This is a genomic window from Rhodobacter sp. JA431, from assembly GCF_900217725.1.
In the GTDB taxonomy this organism is placed as follows: domain Bacteria; phylum Pseudomonadota; class Alphaproteobacteria; order Rhodobacterales; family Rhodobacteraceae; genus Rhodobacter; species Rhodobacter aestuarii.
This window is the reverse complement of sequence record NZ_OBMP01000011.1, coordinates 48,200-72,499: the sequence shown is the minus strand read 5'-3', so window position 1 is coordinate 72,499 and position 24,300 is coordinate 48,200. Positions and strand designations below refer to the sequence as shown.

Below are 24,300 nucleotides of genomic sequence, written 5' to 3'. Positions count from 1 at the left end.
CATGATGCATCACAGTCGTAACCCGATCGATGGACAGCATCGACGAAAGGGTGATCGGCACAACACCTCTGTTGGGGATGATACAGCAGTCATAGGTTTGTAGTTGCATTTAGGCATACCCTCACTGGGCGCCGCATCTCTGCGGCGTCTCGTATGAAGTCAGATTTGAGCGTTTCTTCAGAGCAGCCCGTGCTCCCGTGCGATCACGCAGGCATGGGCGCGGTTTCGGGCCGAGATCTTTCGGCAGATTGAGCGCATCAGCATCTTGACGCGCACCTCGGTAATGTCGAATTCGGACGCGATTTCTTTGTTCGTGTCGCCGTTAGCGGCACGCTTCAGGATCGCATATTCCTCATTGGTCAGATTGTGCGGGCTCGGGGCGTCCGCTTGCACTGGGTCGAGCTGCAAGCCGCCAGTAAAAACCTGTCCGAGCTTCACCAAGTAGAGCACGCTGGGAATGGCTTTCAGCGGCATGGATTCCGGAATAATTCCGCGCACTCCCGCTTGAAGGAGTACCGGGATAAGACGATGCTCGAGGCTGCTGGCAAACATGATTACCGGTACGTCGCCCAGTTTCTTGACCAGTTTGCGGACCTGATCAATGCCAGCCGCTGGAAAGATGCGATAGTCGATGATTGCCGCTTCGAATGATAGAGACTTCGTAACCTGAGCATTCAGCTCGGTCACATTGTTCATCGCGCAAACGCGAACCGCCTGGTTTCCGAGTTCTGCGCTGAGCGCATCCACAGCAAGTTGCTCGCGATGCGCAATCAGAACTCGGCTCTCTGCCTCGATTTTTGTCACGTCGCGTTCATGCTCAGATCTAACTGCCTCATCCGCAATCTCTTCTCGCTCAGGGGCGATCGACCTAAAGGTAAGCATTTGTTCTTCCAAGATTTTGGGGGCCTTCACGCCCTCTACCGTTCGATCAAATACTGCCTAGGCCAAGACGCTGCTTCAACGCCGCTTTCGGGAGTTGTCTGTATCCCAACGCGCCAATCGGAACCGTGATTACCAAGCGGTGAAAAAAGTTATAATTAAATTCATTAAAAGTAGTTAATAGCAACGAAAGATGATTTCGGGGACGTCATAATATAAGCTAAAGTGGCGTAGAGCACTCAGAAGCTCTATCCCCGCGCTATATCGCTCACACTCATGCGACAGCCCGCCGCAGATGGAAAATTGTTCTTTTGGCCAAGAAAAGTGGCAAGGCGTATCGATGCGCCGCCTGTGTACGCAGTTGGTCATATTTATGATCAAAAGAGAGTGCGTTCAGGCACGCGCGCTAAGACTGCTTGAAACTGATCCGGGCGCATAAACCGGGCTTGCGATTTTCGAGCTTGAACTGGGCGGTGTGAAGCTTTGCGATCTCGCGCACCAAGCTTAAGCCAAGGCCACAGCCGAGCCCTTTGCGGCTCTTATCCAGCCGCACGAAGCGATCACAAACTCTACCCAAATCACGCTCGGGCACGCCGGGGCCATCATCACAAACCGACAAAGCCAGTGCTTCCGCATGCGTCTTGAGTTCAATCACGATATTTGCAGGGGCCAGACAATGCTCGATGGAGTTCTGGACCAAATTTGAGAGTGCTTGGGCCAGAAGGTCGCCATCTCCCGCAACCACGCCGGGCGTGTTAACTTGAAGCGTTAGGCGATGTCCGTGATGTTCGGCGAACGGTTCCATCAGGTCAAATACGTCTTGGCAAAGGATGGTCAGATCCACTGGCCTCGGGGTGATCTGAACGATGCCCGCCTGCATATGTGCAAGCCGTAAGATTGCATCGAACGTGGTTGTCACTTGATCAACGTTCGTCAGTGTTTGCCCGAGCTTTTTCCGAATGTCGTCGGAGAGGTTCGGCTCCGTAACAATGGCTTCAAGCTGCAACCTAAGCCTGCTGATTGGGGCCCGCAGATCATGTGCCACGTCGGTGGAGACCTGTCGTATAGCAGAAATCCCGACGTCTAACCTTGCCAGAGCACAATCCACGCTGCCAGCGAGTGTGGTTAAGTCATCTCGACCTCTATCCCGAATGCGCAAACCGTATTGTCCGTTGCCCACGGCATCCAGCACTGTTTCCATACGTTTGATGCGCTTAGCTGCTCGATGCCCTATGAAAAGTGCGATTGTTGTTGACAGCAGCATCGTTGCCCCAAGGCCCCAGCTGTAGCTTTGCAGCCAAAGAGATCTTTGTTCTTCGAACCAAGTTGAGGTGCGACCAGACATCAACCATCCGTTGCCAACGTCCATTCCATAACCGACGAGCCGCTCGGAAGGATTGGGGCCGGACGAAAAATGCGCGATTCCATCCCCGATATTGAAATGACGGAGCCCTAGGAACTGTTCTTCGACGCGGACATTGCCAATCGGCGTCATGTCCACATCATCGGGGACAAATGACACGACGCGGCCATCTTGACCGCTAACGGCAGTTTGCGCCGCGATCTGATTGGCCAACTCTTGTGGATCGTCCAACGCGGCAATTAAAGCAAGGGCCCGTGTGTCAGCCTCTATTTCCGCGTGGAACCAATGCGCCATGTTCTCAATTTGCAAGGCGAAGGAGACCGCGCCTGTCATCAATGCTGCGAACATGAAGACGAGCGACATCGAAAATGCGAAACGCATCGACCATGTGGAGAACCGCTTCATGTGGGGGCGAAGACGTAGCCGACACCATGAAGTGTCGTTAGGTAGGGACGATCGAAAGGTTTGTCGATTTTACTACGGAGGCGGCTGACATGGGTTTCGAGAACGCTTGTGTTCGGGTCGAAGTGGAGCCCCCATACAGCCTCAAGCAAAATCGTTTTCGTTTGAACCCTGCCGGGGCGCTCCATAAAATGCCGCAGCAGTACGAATTCGCGCGGTTGCAGCGATATCTTGTGGCCTGAGCGAGTGACTTCACGGGTCAAAAGGTCAATACGAAGCTCCCCTTGCACCAGTTCGGTTTGCTCCACAGCCAGCGAAGGGCGGCGCTTGATCGCCTCAATGCGCGCCAATAACTCCACGAAGGCAAAGGGTTTGACTAGGTAATCATCGGCTCCGGCTCTTAGCCCTTCGACGCGATCATCAATGCTGGCCATCGCAGTCAGAAGGATCACCGGCACATCAACCTTTGCAATACGAAGTGCCCGAAGGACCGATAAACCATCGAGTTCAGGCATCATCCGATCAAGGATCAACAGGTCATATTTCGCGGACGACGCCTGTATGAGGCCATCGCGCCCGTTGCTCACAAGATCGACCGTGTGCCCCTCGCTCGTTAAGCCGCACGACAAATATCTTGCCGTTTCTGCATCGTCCTCGCAAATCAGAACCCTCAATATGCTCCCCTGCACATTAGTCCCGTAGCGGACCCATCTGGTCGCCATAACAAGGAATGCAGGCTCTCCCCCAGAACTCTTAAGGCTATCGCATGATCACTTGGGCGCAGGCGAATTATTAAGGATCTCAGAGTTATTACAAAAATGTAAGTTGTTAGAAGGGTTACGTTCAGATCCTGCCGTCATATAGGCTCCAAAGTAGGAGACTCAGATGATCGACACAACGCTCGCCATTTCCGCTCATAACATCAGTTATCAAGGCGTGGGTGGGATCAAACTTCGACCACTTGACCTGAGTATTGCCAAGGGGGAAGTGTTTGGGTTGATCGGTCCGCGTGGTTCTGGAAAGACCACATTGATCGAATTGTTGACGACCTTGCGCCAACCAAGCTCCGGATATGCGACGATTGCCGGATATGACGCCTGCCACAACCCCGAGCATGTACGCCAGTCGATTGGCTTCCTCCCTCAACGCTTGAGCCTTTGCGACAAGCTCAGTGTGCGTGAGCATTTACGCTTTTTCGCCGGTTTGTCCGGGGTTCAAGATCCCACCGATCGTGTTGAGGAAGTTATGGACTTCTTCAATCTTCGCGGCTTCGCAGATCAGCGTTTGCGCTCGTTCAACAAGGGGTTGCGTCAACGCATAGGTATTGCGCAGGCGATCCTCCATCGGCCTGACGTACTGTTCTTGGACGACCCGGAAGCAGAACTTGACGCAATCGAAGCGCGGGCGCTTCACCACTCTGTTGAAAGGTTGCAGGCAAAAGGAATGACGATTTTCATAAGTGCCCGTGTCCCCGGAGTAGTGACAAAGGCCTGCGATTTGATGGGTATTCTGGCCTACGGTAGCTTGGTGTTTTACGGCCTCGGAGAGGCGCGCGGGGTCCGTTGGGGAGACACGGCAGCACTCTATCGGCTATATGATGCGCTTGCTCCAACGCGTGAGGTGGCGGCGTGAGTTCAGCGGCTTGGCTGCAGCGCCATACCCTGACCGTCTTATCACGAGAGCGGCGCAACGTGGCGGTGACGCTGCTTTTCGGCTTCTCCGTTTTTATGGCATTGATGCTTGGCTGGGTCGAAGCGGAAAAAAGCGGCACAATCCACACAGCTGCCGCGCACTTCTTAGCGCAGTCCGGCGTGTCAACAACATGGGGGCGCCACATACCTAGCAGTTCGACCGTGCTTTTGCACCACCTGAAGACCTCTATCGTTGTTCTGGGGGCAATCGCGGCAATCTTGATTGGGCACCGCAGTTTGGAAAGCGACCGCGCCGCGGGCCTGCTTCCACTGATCGGATTAAGAGTGTTCGATAGTCTGACCTATGCGGTCGCCAAAGTCTCGGTATTGGGCTTCATTTTGCTGGGCTATATCGTTTTTACGGGAGTGATTTCCGTGTCACTTCTGGTGCTGTTGCCTATTGCGCCGCTCACACCGTTCGACTTGGCGCGCATGGCCGCTTTCTTGATGCTAGGCTGGTTTTATATGATGGTCTTTGGCTGTATTTCCATCGCAGCGACGGCGACTGCCGGGCGTGCATCGACGGGTATTATAATACCGATCGCTCTTTGGGGGATGTGGACGTTCTTGCTCCCAGCGATCACCGGCAGCACGATGCCTGAGACCCTCCTGGACCCGCACTCCGGGGAGTATGTTGCGAAACCTACGCCTCTATTTCAGTGGAGTCGCAGTCTGCTTGGTCCATTGTCTTTTGCCGACGCCTTCTCGCATCTGAGTTCCGAGCTTCTGGGGGATCAATACAGCGGCCTTCCCCCCAAGGGCAATGTTCCACCGATCATCGTCTGTATCTTTGTTGCTGCCCTGTCTTTTTCGGCGGCACTGCGAGGGTGTATTCGGATGGATCCGCTCGCCATCTCCGTCGGAAAATGAACTGAGCGGCTTTGCTGAAGCCCGCCATGTCAGGGATGTGGCCGCCAACAATTTGGCACGACTGCCGCAGCTGCTCGCCGCCTGAGGCCGAAGAGCGAAAGACCGGCAGAGCAGCGCACGGCCGAAGCAATTCGCGGAAACGGAAGATCCTTCTCGTCGGTCGACTATTTCAGCGGCCTGTTAGAGTTCATACCGCCTTTGGTTCGACCAATCAGGCGACCACGCCCCCCTTTTTGGCGGCCATGCTGGTCGCCGTTCGGTGAGCCTTGAGGTATGTCGCGTCGATCATCACGGTCGTCTTCTCGCCGTGTTCGGCCGCCAGCCCGGCCATCATCCGCGCGAAGAGGCCCTTTTCGCTCCAATGCTTCCAGCGGCTGTAAAGTGTTTTGTGAGGGCCATATGCAGCAGGAGCATCACGCCAACGCAAGCAATTGCGATTGATGAAGATAATCCCGCTCAACACCCGCTTGTCATCACCCCGAGGTTTCCCGTGTGACTTGGGAAAGAAGGGAGCCAGACGCTCCATCTGCGCGTCGGTCAGCCAGAAGAGATCGCTCATGTCATCGCTCCGTTTTCGGAGGCGTGAATCACGCAGCGCAACTGAAATCAATGCATCCTGACCCTAGCGATGCGCCACCCAAATCTTGAATCTCAACGATATGAAAATCGTCGAACGGCAAAAATTTCGAGGTAATTTTGTTAGGGCTGTTCATTTCAAGAGCTCCCACATTCGGTGGAATGGCAAAACGTATATGCACAGCTCTGCTGAAGGCTTCTTTGTCATTGATCCCGAATTTAATCAATGCCACAGGCCAGCCTTTCGCCCAACATTGGGATAAGATGCGCGGACGCTATCGTCAAGCGAGAACGTTGCGGTCTTTGGGAGGGCTGTGCGCGCCTCTCGCTGCGGCACGTCCAAGCGGCTGCTTCGACGATGCCAGCCCCGCGGCCCGACCGACGCCAATGGGCCGTCGGCAGCCGTACCTGAGGCACTGATCAGCGCTGCCGCTGGTCCCTAACGAGACCAGAAAGACATGAAGGGTCTTCAGTATTGTTCGCGCTTCAGCCCGAGTGGCGCACCGCAGCACTTACAAACTGGCCGCTTCGCCTTAAGTTCTTCCAGGCGATGCAACGGCGCGCTTTCCACGAACCGCCGGACTCGCTCGGGGTCGATGCGCACTGCCCGGACAGTATTTCGGTAGGTCAGCCAGCAATGTAAAGACCCTACGATGCAGACCACCACGCCAGCTATGCAGATCAATGGACCAATCATGTGCGTCTCCTTCTCACCCAGGATCGCCGTCATGCTAAAAGTACGCGTGGGTATGACATTCATGATAGCAGGTGCCGGGGTCAAGTGCGCGCACGTATACCCCGCCCCCCCCCCCCGCAAGATATGACCGCCGGAAGAAATCGCCGCTTTACAGTTGGACAGGACCGGTGCCTGCGCGAGTTCTGCGTCAGAGGGGCCAGCCTCGGCGGCGGCTATGGCGCGCAGGACCTTGTCGAACCAGGCGTGGTCTTGGGGTGAGAGTTTCATGATGATATCTCCGTTTCGATGGCATGAAGGTGGCCGCTGTGGAAATGGCCGCAGGCGCGTTGGATTCTGGGGAGGTATGAAAGTGGAGAGGGCGGCTCAGTGAAGCGTTGGCCCCTGTTCCAGATCGGAGGCACGTTGTAGCATGCGGGCCGCGACGCGCAGACTGGGCCGATGCCGTTGCAGAGCGGGATGGGACAGGATCTCGCAGATCGCCTCGATGGAGGTTTCGGACAGGTTACGCTTCGCGCCTTCACGGCGCACGAAGGCCACCAAATCCGTAAGGGTGAGGTGGCGCAGTCGGATTGGTGGGCAGCGGCTGAGCAGCGGCTCCGGCAGCAGCCGATAGTCGTTGGATGTCAGCACCCAGATCACCCAGCGCATATCGAACCTGACCTGGTAGTAGGGACAACTCCAGCGCTGTGCGGTCATCGGCTCGAGCAGTGGCAGAAGTGCCTCCGTCAAACCGAAGGCATGCCCGTTCGTGGAGGTTGCCCGCCCGGCCTTTTCAACCTCGTCGACCACCATGACCGGATTGGCTATGCGGCTTTGCAATACGGTTTCGATCAGGCGCCCTGGGCAGGAGCCACCCCAGCCCCGCTGGGAGCCGACGACACCAAAGCTGGCGTTTTCCCCGGTAGCCTCGATCACGGTGGTCGGCGTGGACAACAACGCGCCGAGCCGCCTAGCCCAATGGCTTTTACCTATTCCGGGTGGGCCGTCGAGCAGGAGCGGCGGGATCCTGAGGCCCGAAGCGCCCTCGCGCACCGATCGGCGCATCGCGTGCCAGACCCCTTCGTTGGCCGGAGCCATCCAGGGCATATCCTCGTGCAGGGCTGCGGCAATCTCATCGGCGCGATGTTCACTGGGTATCTGGATCAGTCGGGCACCATCCTTCAGCACCTCAAGCCGCTCGCGGTCATCGCGCTTCAGATGTTCGAGGCCGGAAGCGGCTTTACGAAGCTCCAGGAACCGCTTGACCCGCCGGTTGATGCGGGTCGCATCATCGGCACTGATCCCAATGGCCCCCATGAGATCTGGCCCCTCGTCGTTTGCATCCCCTACATCGTTGATCGTGGTCAAAAGCTCCGGGGGAATCTTCCCGCAGCGCAGCTTGCGCAGATGCTTCTTGAGCCGGGTCTCGAGTTCGAAATGGCCCTCATTTGCGCCGAAAAAGCGGGCTTCGATGAACGGGATGGTTTTGGACATAGGTTGGCTCCGGGCATGCGAGGGCTATCGGCCGGGAGAAACCCGGCCGGGGAATACGCGTTGGAGGAATGGCGGTCAGGCGCCGGGGAAGATCAGGCCGCGCGGCAGAAGCTCGGCCTCACCGCGGCAAGAATGGGGTTGGGCGCACCGTACCCGGCAGTAATGCGGCCGACCTTGGCCGGCGAGATGATGGAGGGCGGAGCGGAAACGTGGCTGCGCGAATGTCAAGAAAACATGGAGATAACCCTTGAAAACAGGCATGATGGATCGGAGCCGTGGCACGACTTGCCCGGCGTTGTGAGGAAGGGATCTTCAGGTCTCCGGATTGGTCAGAGGAACGAGGGTTTGCGCACCGATGCCGCCGTCACGGCGCGCCAGTCGATCCCCTCAAATAAGGCCTCGAACTGCACCTTGCTCAGCACCACCGGGTCGGCCTGCGGCTTCGGCCAGGTGAACCGCCCGCCGTTCAGGCGCTTCATGGTCAGCACCAAGCCGGTGCCGTCCCAGACCAGCAGTTTCAGCCGGTCCGCGCGGCGCGAGCGGAACACGTAGATGGCGCCGTCGAAGGGATCGAGCTCGAAATGGTTGGCGACATGAGCCAACAGCCCGTCCATACCCTTGCGGAAATCGATCGGTTCGGAGGCGAGGAAGATGCGGAAACTGCCGGACGGGGAAATCACTGCGAGGCCCTCACCGCGCGCAGCACCTCGGCCAGGTGATCTGTGGGATAGCCGGGCGGTATCGCAATATCGGCGTCGCCGATACTAATCCGGCAGCTCGGGGCCGCTTTTTCCGGCGCAACGGTCACGGGCTGCGTGCGGCCGGGTTTCTCCAAGGACGGCGGCACGACCTCGAAGAACGCCGGCACAGGAGCTTCGGGCTGCGCATTCTTGACCCAGACCGCCACCAAGGACTTGTTGGCCCCGATCTCCTCGGCGATCTCCCGGATCCCCTCGCCAGCCGCGATCCGCTCGACCGCCATGGCGCGGAGCGCCGCGGGCCATTTCCGCCGACCGCCGCGGCGGGTCGGGACCGCAAAGCCCCAGACCATCTCAACCTTCTCCGGGACCTCGCCGTCCAGCATGTGCCACCTCCTTCTTCAGGTGGTGACAGTATCGCTAACCCATTGTTTCATTGAAACATGGGGTCTTTGCACCGGTTACCTCAAGGTCATCTTCAGTCAGTTCCCGAATAGGCGCGACGTTGAGCAAAAGGTGCGGTGGAATATCCGCCTCTCGCATTCCCGACTGGATGGCGGCGTTGCGCCCCAGCACCAGTGCGCGGAGCCAAGTGCCCTCGGCATTTTGTGTGATCAACATTAGCCGGACGCTGAGGATGAACTTGCGAGTCAGTTCTGCCGCATGATCGCCCACGAAGCTGAGTTCATCGAGTCCGTCAAAAACCAAAAGCAGTTGGGGATTTTTTTCGTCACGGGCCCATTTAAGCGCATTGTCGGGGAGCCCCGGCGTCCCTTTTGTCACGTTTGAAGGGGGCCGCCCTCTCAGGTAGTTCGCGAGGTCGCTCACGAGCTCCCCTGTCATCGCGCGCATGTGCTGGAGTTCGACGAAGATCACCCTGTAACGCTCACGTAGGATGGTTTCGGAAGCGAAGACACGGGCGAAAGAGGATTTGCCCGAGCCGGGGCCGCCCGCGATCAGGCGCAAAGCGTCTACCCCCTTCGCGCTAGGGGTGCCGAGCCAGTCTTCAAGCGTTTGATGCAAATCGCCAAGATGTGCCCGGTAGCGGGGTTTGTCTTCAGCCTCGCCGTCCTTTCGCAGCTGTTCGTGCCAATAGGCTCTTGGGCGCAGATAAAGGGGCTTCAAAGGGGGCGTTTCGGTGCCATCGGGCGAGAACACAGGCTCGGTATCGACCTTGCGGTGAATCCATTCGTAGTGCCGCGCCCAAGCCGCCTCACGGTGCATGGCCTCCGATGCCGTGCCAGTCACCGCAGCCTCGAGCGGCCTTAGCCGATCATAATGGGCCGAGAAGACATAGGCCGAGGCGCGGTTCAGGCAGCGGTCAAATTCGCGCTCATAGCGTTCCTTCTGGTTGGTCTTTTCGTCGAACCGGGTGAGGCGCGTCAGGGCCAACACGAAGGGGATGACCGCTTTGCGGGCGGGCTGGAATGCCTCATGCGTCGCAGGGCTACGCAATGCGCCATCGTTGAATTTAGCGGAGATCTCTTCGGGGATTGCCGCTTTCATGAAGGCCTCCACCGCGCCATCCTGCGCTTGCGGCATCAGTTGATTTTCGCGCGCGATGAAGGCGAGGAACTCGTTCGCCGCGTGGGTGATCGTTGCATTCAACCAGACCCACGCGAGGTTTTCTGGCGTCGCGGTTTCAACGCCTTTGAAAGCTTTCCAGATATTGGAGGCTTGGGCCGATGTGCTGAAAGGGTTCAGCGTGTAGACCCCCGCAGCGGCACTCAGGACAGCGGTGAGGGCACCGATATAATCGCGATGGCGTTCCGGCGGGATAAACTTGATCGTCATTACAAAAGAACTCCTTCCAACGCGGCGCGAAACGAGGGCGCATGCGAAGAGTGCCAATGCGAAGAAGCCTAATGAGGAAGTCGGGAAATGCGCAACGTAAAGTTGTCGCAGCAGCAACGAGCGGCGAGAGAAATCTCTTGCCTTCGCCTCGACCTGCCGGAGCCTCTGGGGGCACCTGAACGGGCGCGAAGGGGGCACCATCTGTCCACCCTGACATGGCCAATTTGGACACCCTGTGCGCTTTTGCGGGGCTGGGCTTTCTGTCTCTTGCTCCGCGCATCTCGGGCGGCGTAGAGCCTCGCACAGCGGGTAATCAGGTGCGATCTAGTGTGAGTCGTGGGCGCGTCTGCGGCCTCGGGAAATCAGAAGAACGATTCTTGGCAGCCGTCAAATGTTGGTCAGCATGGGGGTGTCAGCATGGTCAGCAACATTTCGTAAGTCACTGGTTTTGCATGTGCTTTTCGGGGATTGGACGGCTTGGTGGAGCTGAGGGGGATCGAACCCCTGACCTCATCATTGCGAACGATGCGCTCTCCCAACTGAGCTACAGCCCCTCGCCGTGTGGGGGTGTTTCGCCCAAGGCGCGGGTATTGTCAAGCGGCTCTCCTGAAGTTCTTGAACAATTTTTTCATCGCACCTCGGGAAAGGGCTTCAGGCGCGGGCGCCTTGCTTGCCGTTGCTCTTTGCGCTGAGTTTGGCGCGCGCGAAGGACACCAGATCAGCGGCCGGGCGGGCGCCTGCGGCGCGGGCCACTTCGCGACCTTTCGCGAACAAGATGAAGGCTGGGATGCCTTGGATGCGATAGCGTTGCGTCGCTTCCGGATGCGCTTGCGTGTCGATCTTCGCCAACCGAACTTGGCCCGCCAATTGCGCTGCAGCCGTTTGAAATTGTGGCGCCATTTGCCGGCAGGGGCCGCACCACGGCGCCCAGAAATCCACCATCAGCGGCACGTCATCACGCGCGGCTTTGCTGAGCACATCGGCGTCAATCGCGCTGACCTTCCCGGTCATTAATGCAGCGCCGCAAACACCGCATTTCGGCCCCGCGCCCAGTTTGTCGGCCGGAACCCGGTTCGCCTGCCCGCAGTCTAGACAGGTCATGCGCAGCCCTTCTGCCATCTTGGCCTCCATTGCATTCGTGTTATGGAATATATCGGAACGCATTGCAGGAATTACAAGGAGCCCCGGCATGACACGATGGCGAGACCTTCCCCCGGAACGTCAGGTGGCGCTGCAAATCGCTTATGCGGCAGAGATGGCCGGCACACACACACCTGCGAGATGGATGAGAAAATCACGCGGTTCGCGGCATGGCTTGCCGCGCAAGGGAGCAGCTTTGCGCTTGAGGATTTGCCAACACGTGGCCGATAGGGCGGGGCGCCTTGATCAGCATTTGGGCAAGGCCTCGCCCATGGCTTCGCGCCAATGGCGGCGGCAGAGCGAGACATAGGTTTCATTGCCGCCGATCTGCACCTGCGCGCCGTCATGCAGCGCTTTGCCATCGGGGCCAAGGCGCACAACCATCGTCGCTTTCTTCCCGCAATGGCAAATCGTGCGGACCTCGCGCATTTCATCGGCGAGGGCCAGAAGCGCTGCCGAGCCGGGAAAGAGTTGGCCGCGAAAGTCTACCCGTAGCCCGTAGCACATCACGGGCACACCCAAATCATCCACTGCACGGGCCAGTTGCCAGACCTGCGCTTCTGTCAGGAATTGTGCTTCATCAACAAAAACGCAGGCACAAGGGCCTTGATCGAGCCGTAGCTTGATCAAATCGAACATATCGGTCGTTTCTGTAAAGCAGCTTGCCTTCGCGCCAATGCCGATGCGGCTGGCGATCTGTCCTTCTCCCGCGCGGCCATCAAGGCGTGCGGTGATCAGCAGCGTGTCCATGCCGCGTTCGATGTAGTTGTAAGAGGCTTGCAGCAAAAGCGTGCTTTTGCCTGCGTTCATCGTCGAAAAGTGGAAGTAAAGCTTGGCCATGCGGGCTTATGGCAATGCCGCGCCGCTGTGGCAAGAGGGCAGGCGCCGAGCAGAGGGCTGCCCGGCGCGCTAGATCAATGGCCGCGTTGTGCGCGTGCCGGGCGCTTCGGGGCATCCCCTCCACCTTGCGCGGGTTTCCCTTTGCCCCGCGGCGGACCACGGCGTTTTTGCGCGGGTTTCTGTGCAGGTTTTGCATCAGTTGCAGCGGGCTTCTCTTGCGCGGGGCGCGCCGGTTTCGGCCCTTGGCCGCGATGCGGTTTCTTGCCTCGGTTTTGCTGGCCCGGCGGCGGGCGGGTGCCGCCCTCGGGGTGCACTTCGCCCCCAATCACCGGAATACGCGCGCCCATTGCGGCCTCAATCGCGCGCAAATCGCTCATTTCCATCGGGCCACAGAAGGCGACGGCGCGGCCATCGCGGCCCGCGCGCGCGGTGCGGCCAATCCGGTGCACGTAGTTTTCCGGCACATTCGGCAGGTCATAGTTATAGACGTGCGCAACCTGCGGAATATCGAGCCCGCGCGCGGCCACATCAGTTGCCACGAGCACCTGCACCTCACCTGCGCGGAACGAGGCCAGCGCCCGTTCCCGTTGCCCTTGGCTTTTGTTTCCGTGAATGGCCGTTACAGAAAAGCCCCATTTTTCCAGAAGCTTGGCGAGCTTGTCTGAGCCATGTTTGGTACGGTTGAACACCACTGCTAATTCGCCCGGATGGCGCGAAACATATTCCGCCAGAAGGGCCGCCTTTTCGCCTTGGGTGGTGAAGTGGATGCCTTGGTCGATTTTATCTGCGGCCTTGCCGGCGGTTGCGACCTCGATGCGGACGGGGTCGTTAAGGTAGCTTTGCGCCAGCTCATCCATCAGCTTCGGCATTGTCGCGGAAAACAGCAGCGTTTGCCGTTTTGCCGGGATCAGCTTGGCGATGCGGCGTAGCGCATGGATAAACCCGATGTCGAGCATCTGGTCGGCCTCATCCAGCACCAGATATTTCGTTTCGCTCAAAACGACGGCGCGGCGCTCGATCAGGTCAATCAAGCGGCCCGGCGTGGCGATAAGCACATCGCAGCCCTTGGCAAGCCGTTCGGCCTGCACATTCAGCGAGGCACCGCCCACCACACGTTGAATCCGCACCGGCGCGTCTTTGGCATAAGCGGCGAGGTTGTCATGGATTTGGCTCGCCAGTTCGCGCGTCGGCGCAAGCACTAGCGCGCGCACGGTTTTGGGCGTAGGGCGTTTGCCATAGGCGATGATGCGGGTCAGCATTGGCAGACCAAAGGCGGCGGTTTTGCCGGTGCCGGTTTGCGCAAGGCCCAAAATATCGCGCCCACGCACGATGTGGGGGATGGATTTTGCCTGAATCGGCGTGGGCTTGTGCAGCCCCAAGCCGTCCAGATTTTGCAAAAGCATCGGCGCAAGGCCAAGGTCGTTGAAGTTTTCCAAAGGTTTGTCTTTCGTGATGCGCAAAAGCGCAAAAGGGCAGGGTGCGCGCAAGCGCACGGGATGAAGCCCCCGGATAACCGGGGGAAGGCGGGCGGGTGGTGCAACCTGCACCCGGCCCCCCGCGTGAATGTGAGGCCAATGACCCGGTTCAGGCGCCTGATCGGCGCGGCTGCTCACGCGGCAGCGAACACGGGATGGTTGCGAGGTGGGGCTTTTGCGCCCCAAAGTCAAGGAAATCTGACAAATCGTCGCGATTTAAGCGCGGTCTTGCGTGTCCATCCAGATCGTGACTGGGCCGTCATTGACCAAGCTTACCGCCATATCGGCGCCGAATTCTCCGTTTTCAACGGCAAGGCCCAGCCCGCGCAGCGCGTTCGAAAAGTGCTCGTAAAGCCGGTTGCCGTCTTCGGGGGCGGCGGCGGTGGAGAAGCCGGGGCGGTTCCCGCGCGAGGTATCTGCGGCCAAGGTGAATTGGCTGACCACCAAGCAAGCCCCGCCAATATCGCCGATCGCGCGGTTCATTTTACCCGCCTCGTCTTTGAAGATGCGCAGCTTGGAAATGCGGGCGGCCAGTTTCTCGGCTTCTGCCTCTGTATCGCCTTGCATGGCACAGACAAGGATAAGCATGCCGTGGCCAATTTTGCCCGTAAGGCGCTCGTCGATTTCCACTTTTGCTTGGCTGACGCGTTGGATAAGCGCTCTCATTCCAATTCCTTTGCCCAAGGCGGGTTGGCGCCTGCGCGGCTTACGGTGATCGCGGCACTTGCCACACCAAGCTGCAAACAGGCTTGCAAGATGGGCGCATCTGCGGCCGCAAGGGCGGTTTTGTCAAGCGCACCGGCCAGGTCCAGCGCGGCCAAAACGCCAGCATTGAACGTGTCGCCCGCACCAACAGTATCCACCACCGTCACTTTGCGTGCTGGTTCGAAAAGGGAAAGATCGGCGGTAAACGCATGCGCGCCTTTTGCGCCTTCGGTGACGAGCACCACCTTTGGCCCGCGGACCAAAAGCTGCCGAGCGAGCGGCTCAATCTCGCCGGGGCCTTCCAGCCAACGCAGGTCTTCGTCGGAGACTTTGACAATATCGCAGAGCGCCATCATCCGTCCGAGGCGCGCGCGATAGGCCGTCTCGTCGCGGATGAAACCGGGGCGAATATTCGGGTCTATCATCGTAACACGCAGCGCGGCTTCACGGATCAACAGCGCTTCATAAGCACCGCCGCAAGGGTCGACCGGCAAGGAAATCCCGCCGAAGAACAGCGCTTGCACATTGCGCGGAATGTCCGGCAGATCATCAGGTACCAGCATCCGCCCAGCGGTGTTTTCATCGTAAAACGCATAGCTTGCATGGCCTTCGACCAGCTTAACAAAGGCAAGCGTCGTTGGCCGGTCAGAGCGGATTGCCAGATCGGCATTGACGCCCGAGGCGGCCAAGGTCTCAATCAGCACCTCGCCAAACATGTCTGTAGAGATGCCGGACAGAAACCCCGCAGGCGCGCCAAGCCGACCAAGTGCAATCGCCGTATTGAAAACCGCGCCGCCCGCATGGGGGGCAAAAGCAGGCTCACCCTCGGTGCTTACTCGCGGCAACATGTCGATCAGCGCTTCGCCACAACTCAGGATCATTTTGCCCTCCCATTTTTTCGATCCATAGCGCCAAGCGGGGAGGGGTGCAATAATTCAGTATTGTTGAAGATTTCCGATCCAGATGCCCAAGCCAATCACCACGGCCGCAGCCAAAACGGCAAAGGCGATCTTCCATGCCGACCACGGTCTGTCCCCCCGCACTTCGCCGGTTTGTGCATTCACAACAAAGCGATAGGACTTGTTGCGATATTTATAGGCGGCGGTCCAGATGGGCAGCAGGATGTGTTTGAAGGTCTCTTCCGAGAAGGCGGTATCAATGCTGTGGATGCGCTGCTCATCGCCGCCAATATCGCGACGCACATCCGAGGCGATCACTTTTGCCATCTCGGCGCGTCCCTCGGCGTGGCCTTGGGCGAGTTCCACCGTATAGCCTTCGGCCTCAAACCCCGCGAGATAATCGGGGCGATAGGCGGTGAGCACGCTTAAATCCCATGGTTGCAGCGCATGCAAATAGGCGGGCGGCAGCGAGCGGGAGGCGTAGATCAGCACATCATCAAACACCCGGGCCACGCGCCCCGAAGCCGGGCTCCAGCGAATGCGGCGTTCTTGCTTGGTGCGGGTTTGCATCTTGCCATTGACCCGCACCTGCACTTGGCGGCTGACGTAATAGGCGTCGCCCCGCTCGCCGCTATAGCTGCTGTGCGTATCGGCATCAAAGGTCCAGAAGGGGGCGTAGATCCCGGTCATTTTGCGCCCGCGCCGCGCGTATTGCACGAGCCCGTTCGGCGCAAACCATAAGCTGCCGAGCCACTGCCCCACAGCTTTGCGCGCCTCTGCCTCGGTTAGGGTGAAGGGCACCAAACCTTGGGGCTTGATAAGCCGCGTCAGCCCGGTATCGACGACCACCGGAGTTGCACAAAACGGACATTCAGAGGCATGATTTGCCCCCTGAAAGGCGATCTCCGCTGCACAATTTGGACATTTCGCCGTGCGATGGCTTTCCATCTCTGCTTCGGGCAGACGTGCCGCAAGGCCAGTGGCCAAGTCGATCTCGCGCAGGCCAGATGCGCCCCGCCCAAGCGCCTGCGGAATCGTTTGTTGATGGCCGCAATAATCGCAGACTAGTTGGTATTGTCCGGGGGCGAAGCGTAAATCGGCCCCGCAGCTTTCACAGGGGTAATGATGCTCGCTTGTGCTGCGCGAGGTGATGGGGACAGGCATAAGACGGTGCCTTGCTTAGACTGCGGGCGGAGGCGGCGGGGGCGCAATGGTGAAGAGCTGCGCCAGTTCGGGCACCATGCCCGCTTTTTGCCAGCCGTCTTGCCCCGCGGTCCAAACAAGCGTGTCGCGGCTAAAGCTGCCTTCGCTCACCATGCGGCCCAGATGGCCCCGGCCATAAGGCCCTTGCGTTTGCCCATTCACGGCCAGATGCCAGACCTTTTCCACCGGCGGCGGGGGGGGTGGTGGCGGGGCCATCGCAGGCGCCGTCACAGGCTGCGCGGCGGCAGGTGCCCCCCAAGGGCCCGCGGCCATTGCACCAATTCCGGCGGCCATGCCCGCACCCATCGTGGCGCCCATCGTCGCCCCCATGGCCGAGCCCGGCTGGGCCAGCGCTTGGGCGGCGTTGAACTGCATATAACGGTTGAGATCGCCCACCACCCCCATCGAGGTGCGTTGATCCAGAACCGCTTCCACCGCCTCGGGTAGGCTGATGTTTTCGATGTAAAATTCGGAAATCGACAGCCCATAGGCCGCCACCAGCGGGTCAATCGCCTTGGTCACGAGCCGCCCCAAATCGGCGGTGTTGGCGGCCATGTCGAGCACCGGCACCCCGGCGCTGGCCAGCACGCGTGAAAACTCTTGCACGATCACATTGCGGATCTGGAAGGAAATCTCATCCGACGTGAATTCGCCATCGGTGCCCACGATTTCAGTGAGGAACTTAGCCGGGTCCGTGACCCGCATCACATAGGTGCCAAAGGCGCGCAGCCGCACCGGGCCAAATTCCGGATCCCGGCAGATGATCGGGTTTTTCGTGCCCCATTTCTGGTCGGTGAACCGGGTCGTGTTGATGAAGTAAATTTCGGATTTGAAGGGCGAGTTGAAACCATGATCCCAATGCTGGAGAGTGGTCAGCACCGGCATGTTGTTGGTTTCCAACATATAAAGGCCGGGGCCAAAGACATCCGCCAATTGCCCTTCATGCACGAAAACGGCGGCTTGCCCCTCGCGCACGGTGAGCTTGGCGCCGTATTTGATTGCATGGCCCTCGCGCTCAAACCGCCAGACCATGGTGTCGCGGGTGTCATCGGTCCAGTGAATGACGTCGATGAATTCGCCGGTGAGAAAGTCGAAAATGCCCATCTGGTCCTCTTAGCTGCCGCCCATCAATTCTCTGGCGATGGTGGTCACGATCGGGCGCGCCTCGGCCTCGGCCATGCCGGGGCGCAGACGCGGGTCGTAAAGCATGCGCAACAACAGCTCATCATGGCGGGTGAGCAGTGCGAATTCTTCGTCATCATTGAAGATCGAGGGGCGGGCATGGGGGTAATCATTGGCAAGGCCAAGGCCTTGGGCCAGTTCCTCATGCACGCAAGAGCGGCGCAGCGTGGGCGGATGCTCTGCCCGGATCACGGCAACAGCGCGCGAATAGGCCGGGGCCGCCCCTTCCGAGAAGGCAAAAACCACGCAGAAGGTGGAGGGGGCAAGATTGGTGATCGCATCGACCGACCCCGGGTCGATGCCCGGCACCAACTGCTGTAGCCGTGGGCCAAGGTCGCGACGCTCATCTTCATTGACGACAAAGACGGTAAAGTTGCCGCCTGCGGGAACCACTTGCACCGGGTGGCGGCTGGCGCTTGCCAATTGCCCGGCATAGGCGGAAATCACCGCATGGTCTTGGCTGCGCTGTTCCAGCGGCACCGAGGCGCCAAATTCCACCGACATCCGCACCGGCACCTGCCAGCGCCGTAGCCGCGAGGGCGTTGGGCGGGCAATATAGGTGCCGCCGAAAGAGGAATATTCGTCATAAAGTGCGATATGGATGAAATCATCGATCAGCTGATGCGTGGTGATCGGCGCATCGCGCGGGGCGACATCGGTGCGCAACAGCCCGCGGCCCTTCAGCGTGTCTTCAATCTGCTGGTAATAAGCGGCCACGGCCAAGCTTTCGGGGCTTTGCGGGGTCACAACATCGGGCGCGGGGGCGGGGCGGGGCGATTGCCGCATTCCCCCCTGCCCGAAAGGCGCCTCGATACAGCCCGCAAGCGCCAAGCAAAGCGCCGCAGTGCTTACGCCCCGGCCCAAAGCAGAAATGCGCCCCCGCGCGCGCTGTTGCATGATCAGCCCTGCACCGGCTTTGCGCGCGCCGAGGCGAGCGTGTCGCGCAAAGCGCCTTCGAGCCGCACAAGTTCGGTTTCCGCCTCGGCCCGCTTGCGCTTGCCTTCATCGGCGATCCGCAGACTGTCCTCGATCGTCGCGATCAACTCTTCATTCGCGGCTTTTACGGCCCCAATATCGAACACGCCGCGTTCCATTTCATTGCGCACCATCTGGTTGGCCGAGCGCAAGGTTTTGGCATTTGCGGTCAAAAGCTCGTTCGTCAGATCAGAGGCTTCCTTCACCGCCGAGGCGGCCTCAGCCGAGCGTTGAATGGTCACCGCCTGTGCCAGTTGCGTTTCCCACAGCGGCACGGTGTTGACCAATGTGGAATTGATCTTGGTGATCAGGCTCTTGTCGTTTTCTTGCACAAGCCGGATCGAGGGCAGGGATTGCATGGTGACTTGACGCGTGAGCTTCAAATCATGCACCCGGCGTTCAAGGTCGTCGCGTGCAGCGCGCAGATCGCGCAGTTCCTGCGCACGCAGCACTTGCTCGGCTTCCGGCGCGGCGGCAACGGCCGCCTCTTTGGCCGGGATCATTTCAGCGTCAACTTCGGTCAGCTTCGCCTCGCCCGCTGCGATGTAAAGCGCGAGTTCATCGTAGAATTTCAATGTCTTGTCATAAAGCCGATCAAGCGCTTTGATGTCGATCAGCAGCCGTTGTTCATGGCTCAAGAGCGTATCGGTGATCGTGTCGATCTGGCCCTGCACCGCTTCGTAACGGGCGAGGAACCGGGCAAAGGGGGCGGCGCGCCCGGTGATTTTTTCCCAAAGCGAACGCTCCCGGCGCACGTCCAATTCGCCTTCGGAAAAGCCGCGCAAAGCGCTGACCATTGCGCTCAGGCTATCGCCCGCTGCGCCAAGGTCTTTCGCTTTCACATCCGCCAGCATTTCTTGGCTGATCGCTTGTAAATCCGTCTGCGCCCGCGCGCCAAATTGAATGATCGAGCCAGTATCGCTGAGGTCAATTTCCGCCATCCGGTTGCGAATATCTGCGGCCACAGGCGCGGGCGCGGCCTCAAGCGGCACAAGATCCGCTGTTGGTTCCGGCAATGTCAGCGCGGCAACGGCTTCAATTTCAGCCCCGGCCTGCGCAGCCTGCACGCGGATCGTTTCGGTCATGCTTCACCCCCATTTGGGGGCGGCCTGTCAGGCGTGATGCGCCTCGCCCCCGATCTGCATCCCCTGCGGCGCCCCCTTGGCATGGGCGCGTAGCGCAATCAGGCAATCTAATGTGTCGCCCGTCACTTTTTCGAGCGTATCCACGAAGTTGCCAAACGTATGTTCCTTCGTCGCGTCGTCAAGAACAAGCGAAAGTTTGCGCGTTGCCGTCTCGATCTGCACCAACCCGCCGATCAGCATCCGCTCGGCCTCTGGCAGGCCCTCTTCATGCTGCCGGGCTTGAGACAAAAGGCGGGCCTGTGCGGCGCGACAATCAGCAAAGACGGGCAACAATTCGGGCGCACGCGCGCGCAACTGCCGATGGACTTCGGTCATGCGCAATTTCACCTCATGGTCGATGTGACCACCTTGGGCGAGGTGTTTCGCCGGGGCGAGGGGCGTGGGCTCATCGACTGGGGCTGGGCGTAATGCCGAGGCGCGGATCGACACGCGCAGAATGAGCGCATGCGCATGGCTGATCAGGTTGCGGTGCCAAAACAGCATCGCCAGTGCCACAGGGGCCACAAAAAACACTGCCGCACTGCGCAAAAAACCAAAAATTGCGCTGGGAAGATTGGCCAGCGTGTCCGCCTCGGTGCTGGCGGAGGCTTCGGCATCCAATGCCACAAAGGCGGAAAGCGCCAGTGCAAGAGCAACGGAAACGGCGGGGGGCGGAAGGGTCTTCAACATGGTTCACCTGCTACGATTTTTCGTAAACTTACGGCCAAGCGGGGCCAGATTATGGCTTGGACAGGGTGAATCCTTGAGGGATGAAAAACGCTCGGTTTCCGGCTTGGAAACGGAAATCGCGCTTAGGCAGTATGGTCCGATGCTGGGGTAAGGCCCTCGCGTGCCAACCGCTCGCGTAGAACTTCTATTTCAATTTCAAGACCTTCGCGCCCATCTTCCAAAAGCTGTGCGGTGCGGGCCGTGTAATTGGCCTCCAGATCATCCAAAAGCGCCTCAAAGTCTGCGCGGGCTTTGGCATCTTGGCGGCTTGCCCAAAGATCGGCAAATTTCTCCGCGGCGGCGCGCGCGCCAGACAGATACACCGTCATATAGCGCCGCGCGGCATTGAGATCGCCGGGGTCTTCCTCAACGGCCCGGAAGAGCTTCCGTGCCGTCTGCGCAAAATCGGCCACGCGAGCGGTCAACCGGGCATCGCCTGCGCGGGCGATCGCGTCATTAAGCGCCGCGAGCTGTTCTTCGCCAGCGGCCACCACTTTGGCGACGCGATCTTGCTGAAACGGGTCGATCCCTTCCATACCCTTGTCGCGCATCGGGTCGAGGCCAAAGGCAAAAAGGCTCAGCGCTGCGCCAATCATGCCAATCACGGCGGCCCCGATGATCCCAATTTCCGGGGCTTGCGCGCCGGTGGCGAGGCCAAGGCCCAAGATCACCGCGCCAAGCGCCTTGCGGGGCAGGGCGGGGCGGCGGGCCACTTTGCGCGCGGCCCAAGCGGCCTCGGCCTTGAGCCCTTCGCGGATCAGCACCACCGCGCCTGCCACCAGTGCAAAACCGCCAAGCCCACGAGCAAGCGCCACCGGCCCCCCGCCAAAGGCATTGAATAAAAACGGCACCGCCGCGACGCCCACCCAAACGAGGCGGCGGGTCATCGGATGGCTGGGCGCGGTTTCCGGCAACCGGTCGGGGGCCACCCCCGCATAGCCTTTGGGCGAGTATTTGCCGCCAAAACGCTGCGCCATTTTAGACCGTGCCTTTCAGCGCGACCGAGAAGGTCAGCGCAAGCAGCAGGTAAAAAGCAATGCTCTGAAGCGTCTTGCGCGACATGGGGCCTCCGGTTTTCGGGCGCTTTCCTCAAAGGTAAGCGCAGCCGCCGCGCAGGAAAAGGGGCCGCGACAAACAAAGGGCGGGGTATTGCCCCGCCCTTGTGCTTTAAATGCTGCTCTTAGCCCCGTTTCGGGCCGGGTTTGCCGCCTTTCGGCCCGCCTTTGAACCCGCTCGGTTTGAAGTCTCCGCCTTTGCGGGCCCCGTCGCCGTGGCTTTTGAACCCTTCGGACCGCGGCTTGCCGCCGGGTTTGCCACCGTGGCTTTTGAAACCGGCCGATTTGAAGCCCGGCTTGTCCCCGCCCGAACGGCTACCAAAGGGCTTACGGTCGCCATCTTCCCGGCGGGCATAAGGCTTACGATCCCCGTCGTCACGGCGCGGGTAGGGCTTGCGGTCGCCGTCTTCGCGTTTCGCGTAGGGTTTGCGATCTCCATCCTCGCGCTTGGCGTAAGGTTTGCGGTCCCCGTCTTCGCGGCGGGCATAGGGTTTCCGGTCGCCATCTTCACGCCGGTTGAAGGGCTTGCGATCCCCATCGTCGCGCTTGCCATAGGGTTTTTTCTCGCCATCAAAACGCGGCTTGAAGGAGCGATTGCCTTCGCCGTCTTCGCGGCGCTGGTAAGGCTTCCGGTCACCGTCTTCGCGTTTGGCATAGGGCTTCCGGTCACCATCTTCGCGGCGCGCATAGGGTTTGCGATCCCCGTCTTCGCGACGGTTGAACGGTTTGCGCTCGCCATCCTCACGCCGACCGAACGGTTTGCGGTCACCGTCATCGCGTTTGCCGAACGGTTTACGATCCCCATCGTCACGCTTGCCGAAAGGTTTTTTCTCGCCGTCAAAGCGCGGTTTGAACGGGCGTTTGCCCTCGCCATCTTCGCGGCGGCCAAAGGGTTTGCGGTCCCCATCGTCCCGACGGGCGAAGGGCTTGCGGTCCCCGTCCTCGCGGCGCGCGAAGGGTTTGCGATCATCATCGTGATGCGATTTCGAGCCAAACGCGCGCGGCTTGCGCGCCTGCGGCTCCGCGCCTTCCGAGAAATCGCGCTGGCGGCCAAAGCCTTTTTTCGGGGCCTCGCCATCTTCGCCACGCGCGTCACGCGGTTTGAACTCGCCTCTGCCGCCCGGTTTCGGGCCACGACGGGCGCCGCGCGCCTCTTCACGCTCAGCGCGGGAGGGTTTGCCATCTTCAATGCCAAACAGTAGTCGGTCGCCCAACTGATCGCGCAGCAATTTGCGCTTCACTTCCATCACATCGCCGGGCTGCATGTCATTGAGGCGGAACGGGCCGTAGCTGACCCGGATCAGCCGGTTCACCGTCATCCCCACCTCGGCCATGGCGCGACGAATTTCGCGGTTTTTGCCTTCGCGAATGCCCACGGTTAACCACGCATTCGCGCCTTGCTGACGGTCGAGCGAAACTTCCATCGGTTGGAAATCTTCGCCCTCAATCGTCAGCCCTTCGCGCAGCGGGTTGAACGTGTCAGACAGCGGGCGGCCATTCACCCGCACGCGGTATTTGCGCAGCCAGCCGGTTTCGGGCAGTTCCAACCGGCGCTTCAGCCCGCCATCATTGGTGAGCAGCAGCAGCCCTTCAGAGTTGAGGTCGAGCCGGCCCACATTCAACACGCGCGGCATACCCTCGGGCATTTCATCAAAAATCGTGCGGCGGCCTTGTTCGTCCTTTTCGGTCGTCACAAGGCCAAGGGGTTTGTAATAAAGCCACAGCCGGGTTTCTTGCGGCGCATCAATCGGCTTGCCGTCAATCGCCACTTTGTCATTGGGCAGTACGTCAAGCGCGGGGCTTTCGATCCGCTTGCCATTCACGGTAACGCGGCCTGAGAGAATCATTTTCTCAGCATCGCGGCGCGAGGCCACACCAGAGCGGGCGATCACTTTGGCAATACGTTCAGCGGATTCGGGGAGATTGGGGGCATCAGCCATATCTGATCCTTCAAGGGGAGGGGGCGCGCGACCATCGCGGGCGAAGGTGCCTCCCTACACCTTTCGCGGTGACTTGGAAAGCGGCTTGATGGGGAATGGTTTGCGCGCGATGAAGGGGGATGAATTTTCGCAGCTATATGGATGAGGCGCTGGCCGAGGCGCGCGCGGCGGCAGAGCGGGGCGAGGTGCCGGTGGGCGCGGTGGTGGTTGCGCCATCGGGCGTGGTGGTCGCGCGCGCAGGTAACCGCACGCGCGAACTTTGTGACCCCACCGCCCATGCCGAAATTCTTGCCATGCGCGCGGCTTGCGTGGCAGCGGGCTCTGAGCGGCTGCCGGGGCATGATCTTTATGTGACGCTGGAACCCTGCCCGATGTGCGCGGCGGCGATTTCAAACGCCCGGATCGCGCGGGTTTATTATGGCGCGGCGGATCCAAAATCGGGCGGCGTCGCGCAAGGCCCGCGGATTTTTGCGCATTCCCAATGCCATCATGTGCCAGAGGTCTATGACGGCATCGCCGCTGAGCCCGCCGAAAAGCTGCTCAAAGATTTCTTCGCCGCGAAACGTTAAGGCCCGAGCGAAGCGCCCGGG

Annotated in this window: 24 protein-coding genes, 1 tRNA gene and 1 pseudogene; 3 read left to right on the top strand and 23 right to left on the bottom strand. The window is 59.9% G+C overall.

Translation table 11 applies throughout. The annotated features are described in order from the left end of the window. Positions 1–177: 177 nt before the first annotated feature. From CRO18_RS17345 to CRO18_RS17335, 3 genes are all read right to left on the bottom strand, one after another. Entirely contained in the window at positions 178–804 is a 627-nt protein-coding gene (locus tag CRO18_RS17345) for a LuxR C-terminal-related transcriptional regulator (RefSeq protein WP_170952720.1), read from the bottom strand. 481 nt (positions 805–1,285) lie between these two features. Continuing rightward, positions 1,286–2,623, bottom strand: a complete 1,338-nt coding sequence (locus tag CRO18_RS17340; RefSeq protein ID WP_212710176.1) for a HAMP domain-containing sensor histidine kinase — start codon at positions 2,621–2,623, stop codon at positions 1,286–1,288. Between the two features lie 20 nt (positions 2,624–2,643). After that, positions 2,644–3,318: a response regulator transcription factor gene (locus CRO18_RS17335; protein ID WP_097083058.1), complete on the bottom strand. Its 675-nt coding sequence runs from the start codon at positions 3,316–3,318 to the stop codon at positions 2,644–2,646. A gap of 211 nt (positions 3,319–3,529) precedes the next feature. On the opposite strand from CRO18_RS17335, the gene CRO18_RS17330 reads away from it, so the two are divergent. Both CRO18_RS17330 and CRO18_RS17325 read left to right on the top strand, forming a co-directional pair. Continuing rightward, positions 3,530–4,276 (top strand): ABC transporter ATP-binding protein, encoded by a 747-nt coding sequence (locus CRO18_RS17330; protein ID WP_097083048.1) that lies wholly within the window; start codon positions 3,530–3,532, stop codon positions 4,274–4,276. Beyond that, positions 4,273–5,205 (top strand): hypothetical protein, encoded by a 933-nt coding sequence (locus CRO18_RS17325; RefSeq protein ID WP_143128674.1) that lies wholly within the window; start codon positions 4,273–4,275, stop codon positions 5,203–5,205. The genes CRO18_RS17330 and CRO18_RS17325 overlap by 4 nt, the downstream gene beginning before the upstream one ends. A 182-nt stretch (positions 5,206–5,387) precedes the next feature. Here the strand turns inward: CRO18_RS17325 and CRO18_RS17320 are convergent. From CRO18_RS17320 to CRO18_RS17230, 20 genes and pseudogenes are all read right to left on the bottom strand, one after another. Further along, positions 5,388–5,764: pseudogene (locus tag CRO18_RS17320) on the bottom strand (IS5 family transposase); the annotation flags it as partial. Positions 5,765–5,792: 28 nt separating this feature from the next. Then, positions 5,793–6,014 carry a hypothetical protein gene (locus CRO18_RS18690; RefSeq protein WP_143128673.1) on the bottom strand — a complete coding sequence of 74 codons (222 nt, stop codon included), beginning with the start codon at positions 6,012–6,014 and terminating at the stop codon, positions 5,793–5,795. 236 nt (positions 6,015–6,250) lie between these two features. Then, positions 6,251–6,745, bottom strand: a complete 495-nt coding sequence (locus CRO18_RS19115) for a DUF6634 family protein (RefSeq protein ID WP_249276099.1) — start codon at positions 6,743–6,745, stop codon at positions 6,251–6,253. A 96-nt stretch (positions 6,746–6,841) separates the two neighbouring features. After that, positions 6,842–7,951 (bottom strand): AAA family ATPase, encoded by a 1,110-nt coding sequence (locus CRO18_RS17310; RefSeq protein ID WP_097083046.1) that lies wholly within the window; start codon positions 7,949–7,951, stop codon positions 6,842–6,844. 329 nt (positions 7,952–8,280) lie between these two features. Further along, positions 8,281–8,631, bottom strand: a complete 351-nt coding sequence (tnpB, locus tag CRO18_RS17305) for an IS66 family insertion sequence element accessory protein TnpB (protein WP_097083045.1) — start codon at positions 8,629–8,631, stop codon at positions 8,281–8,283. Beyond that, complete coding sequence (locus tag CRO18_RS17300) at positions 8,628–9,035, bottom strand: transposase (RefSeq protein WP_097083044.1); 408 nt, start codon at positions 9,033–9,035, stop codon at positions 8,628–8,630. The genes tnpB and CRO18_RS17300 overlap by 4 nt, the downstream gene beginning before the upstream one ends. A gap of 34 nt (positions 9,036–9,069) precedes the next feature. Beyond that, positions 9,070–10,644 (bottom strand): ATP-binding protein, encoded by a 1,575-nt coding sequence (locus CRO18_RS17295; protein WP_143128672.1) that lies wholly within the window; start codon positions 10,642–10,644, stop codon positions 9,070–9,072. A gap of 277 nt (positions 10,645–10,921) precedes the next feature. Beyond that, positions 10,922–10,997 (bottom strand) — tRNA-Ala (locus tag CRO18_RS17290). 97 nt (positions 10,998–11,094) lie between these two features. Continuing rightward, entirely contained in the window at positions 11,095–11,544 is a 450-nt protein-coding gene (gene trxC / locus CRO18_RS17285; RefSeq protein ID WP_249276098.1) for a thioredoxin TrxC, read from the bottom strand. A 285-nt stretch (positions 11,545–11,829) separates the two neighbouring features. Further along, complete coding sequence (locus CRO18_RS17280) at positions 11,830–12,423, bottom strand: thymidine kinase (RefSeq protein ID WP_097083042.1); 594 nt, start codon at positions 12,421–12,423, stop codon at positions 11,830–11,832. Between the two features lie 74 nt (positions 12,424–12,497). Next, complete coding sequence (locus CRO18_RS17275; RefSeq protein WP_097083056.1) at positions 12,498–13,859, bottom strand: DEAD/DEAH box helicase; 1,362 nt, start codon at positions 13,857–13,859, stop codon at positions 12,498–12,500. A gap of 255 nt (positions 13,860–14,114) precedes the next feature. Further along, entirely contained in the window at positions 14,115–14,564 is a 450-nt protein-coding gene (dtd, locus tag CRO18_RS17270; protein WP_097083041.1) for a D-aminoacyl-tRNA deacylase, read from the bottom strand. After that, positions 14,561–15,484, bottom strand: a complete 924-nt coding sequence (locus CRO18_RS17265) for a carbohydrate kinase (protein ID WP_097083040.1) — start codon at positions 15,482–15,484, stop codon at positions 14,561–14,563. The genes dtd and CRO18_RS17265 overlap by 4 nt, the downstream gene beginning before the upstream one ends. Positions 15,485–15,538: 54 nt before the next feature. After that, positions 15,539–16,666 carry a primosomal protein N' (replication factor Y) - superfamily II helicase gene (locus CRO18_RS17260; RefSeq protein ID WP_097083039.1) on the bottom strand — a complete coding sequence of 376 codons (1,128 nt, stop codon included), beginning with the start codon at positions 16,664–16,666 and terminating at the stop codon, positions 15,539–15,541. A 15-nt stretch (positions 16,667–16,681) separates the two neighbouring features. Beyond that, entirely contained in the window at positions 16,682–17,809 is a 1,128-nt protein-coding gene (locus tag CRO18_RS17255; RefSeq protein ID WP_097083038.1) for an SPFH domain-containing protein, read from the bottom strand. Between the two features lie 9 nt (positions 17,810–17,818). Then, the gene (locus CRO18_RS17250; protein ID WP_097083037.1) at positions 17,819–18,784 is read right to left on the bottom strand and encodes a DUF2927 domain-containing protein; all 966 of its coding nucleotides are present in this window, start codon (positions 18,782–18,784) and stop codon (positions 17,819–17,821) included. Between the two features lie 2 nt (positions 18,785–18,786). Then, a complete protein-coding gene (locus CRO18_RS17245) occupies positions 18,787–19,947 on the bottom strand; it encodes a toxic anion resistance protein (protein WP_097083036.1) in 1,161 nt (386 codons plus the stop codon). 27 nt (positions 19,948–19,974) lie between these two features. Next, on the bottom strand, positions 19,975–20,676 hold the full coding sequence (locus CRO18_RS17240) for a hypothetical protein (RefSeq protein WP_097083035.1): 702 nt from the start codon (positions 20,674–20,676) through the stop codon (positions 19,975–19,977). A gap of 122 nt (positions 20,677–20,798) precedes the next feature. Next, positions 20,799–21,692 carry a 5-bromo-4-chloroindolyl phosphate hydrolysis family protein gene (locus tag CRO18_RS17235; RefSeq protein WP_097083034.1) on the bottom strand — a complete coding sequence of 298 codons (894 nt, stop codon included), beginning with the start codon at positions 21,690–21,692 and terminating at the stop codon, positions 20,799–20,801. A 203-nt stretch (positions 21,693–21,895) separates the two neighbouring features. Next, positions 21,896–23,710 (bottom strand): pseudouridine synthase, encoded by a 1,815-nt coding sequence (locus CRO18_RS17230; protein WP_097083033.1) that lies wholly within the window; start codon positions 23,708–23,710, stop codon positions 21,896–21,898. A 119-nt stretch (positions 23,711–23,829) separates the two neighbouring features. Between CRO18_RS17230 and CRO18_RS17225 the strand changes: the two genes are divergently transcribed. Continuing rightward, the gene (locus CRO18_RS17225; protein WP_097083032.1) at positions 23,830–24,279 is read left to right on the top strand and encodes a nucleoside deaminase; all 450 of its coding nucleotides are present in this window, start codon (positions 23,830–23,832) and stop codon (positions 24,277–24,279) included. The last annotated feature ends 21 nt before the right edge of the window (positions 24,280–24,300 follow it).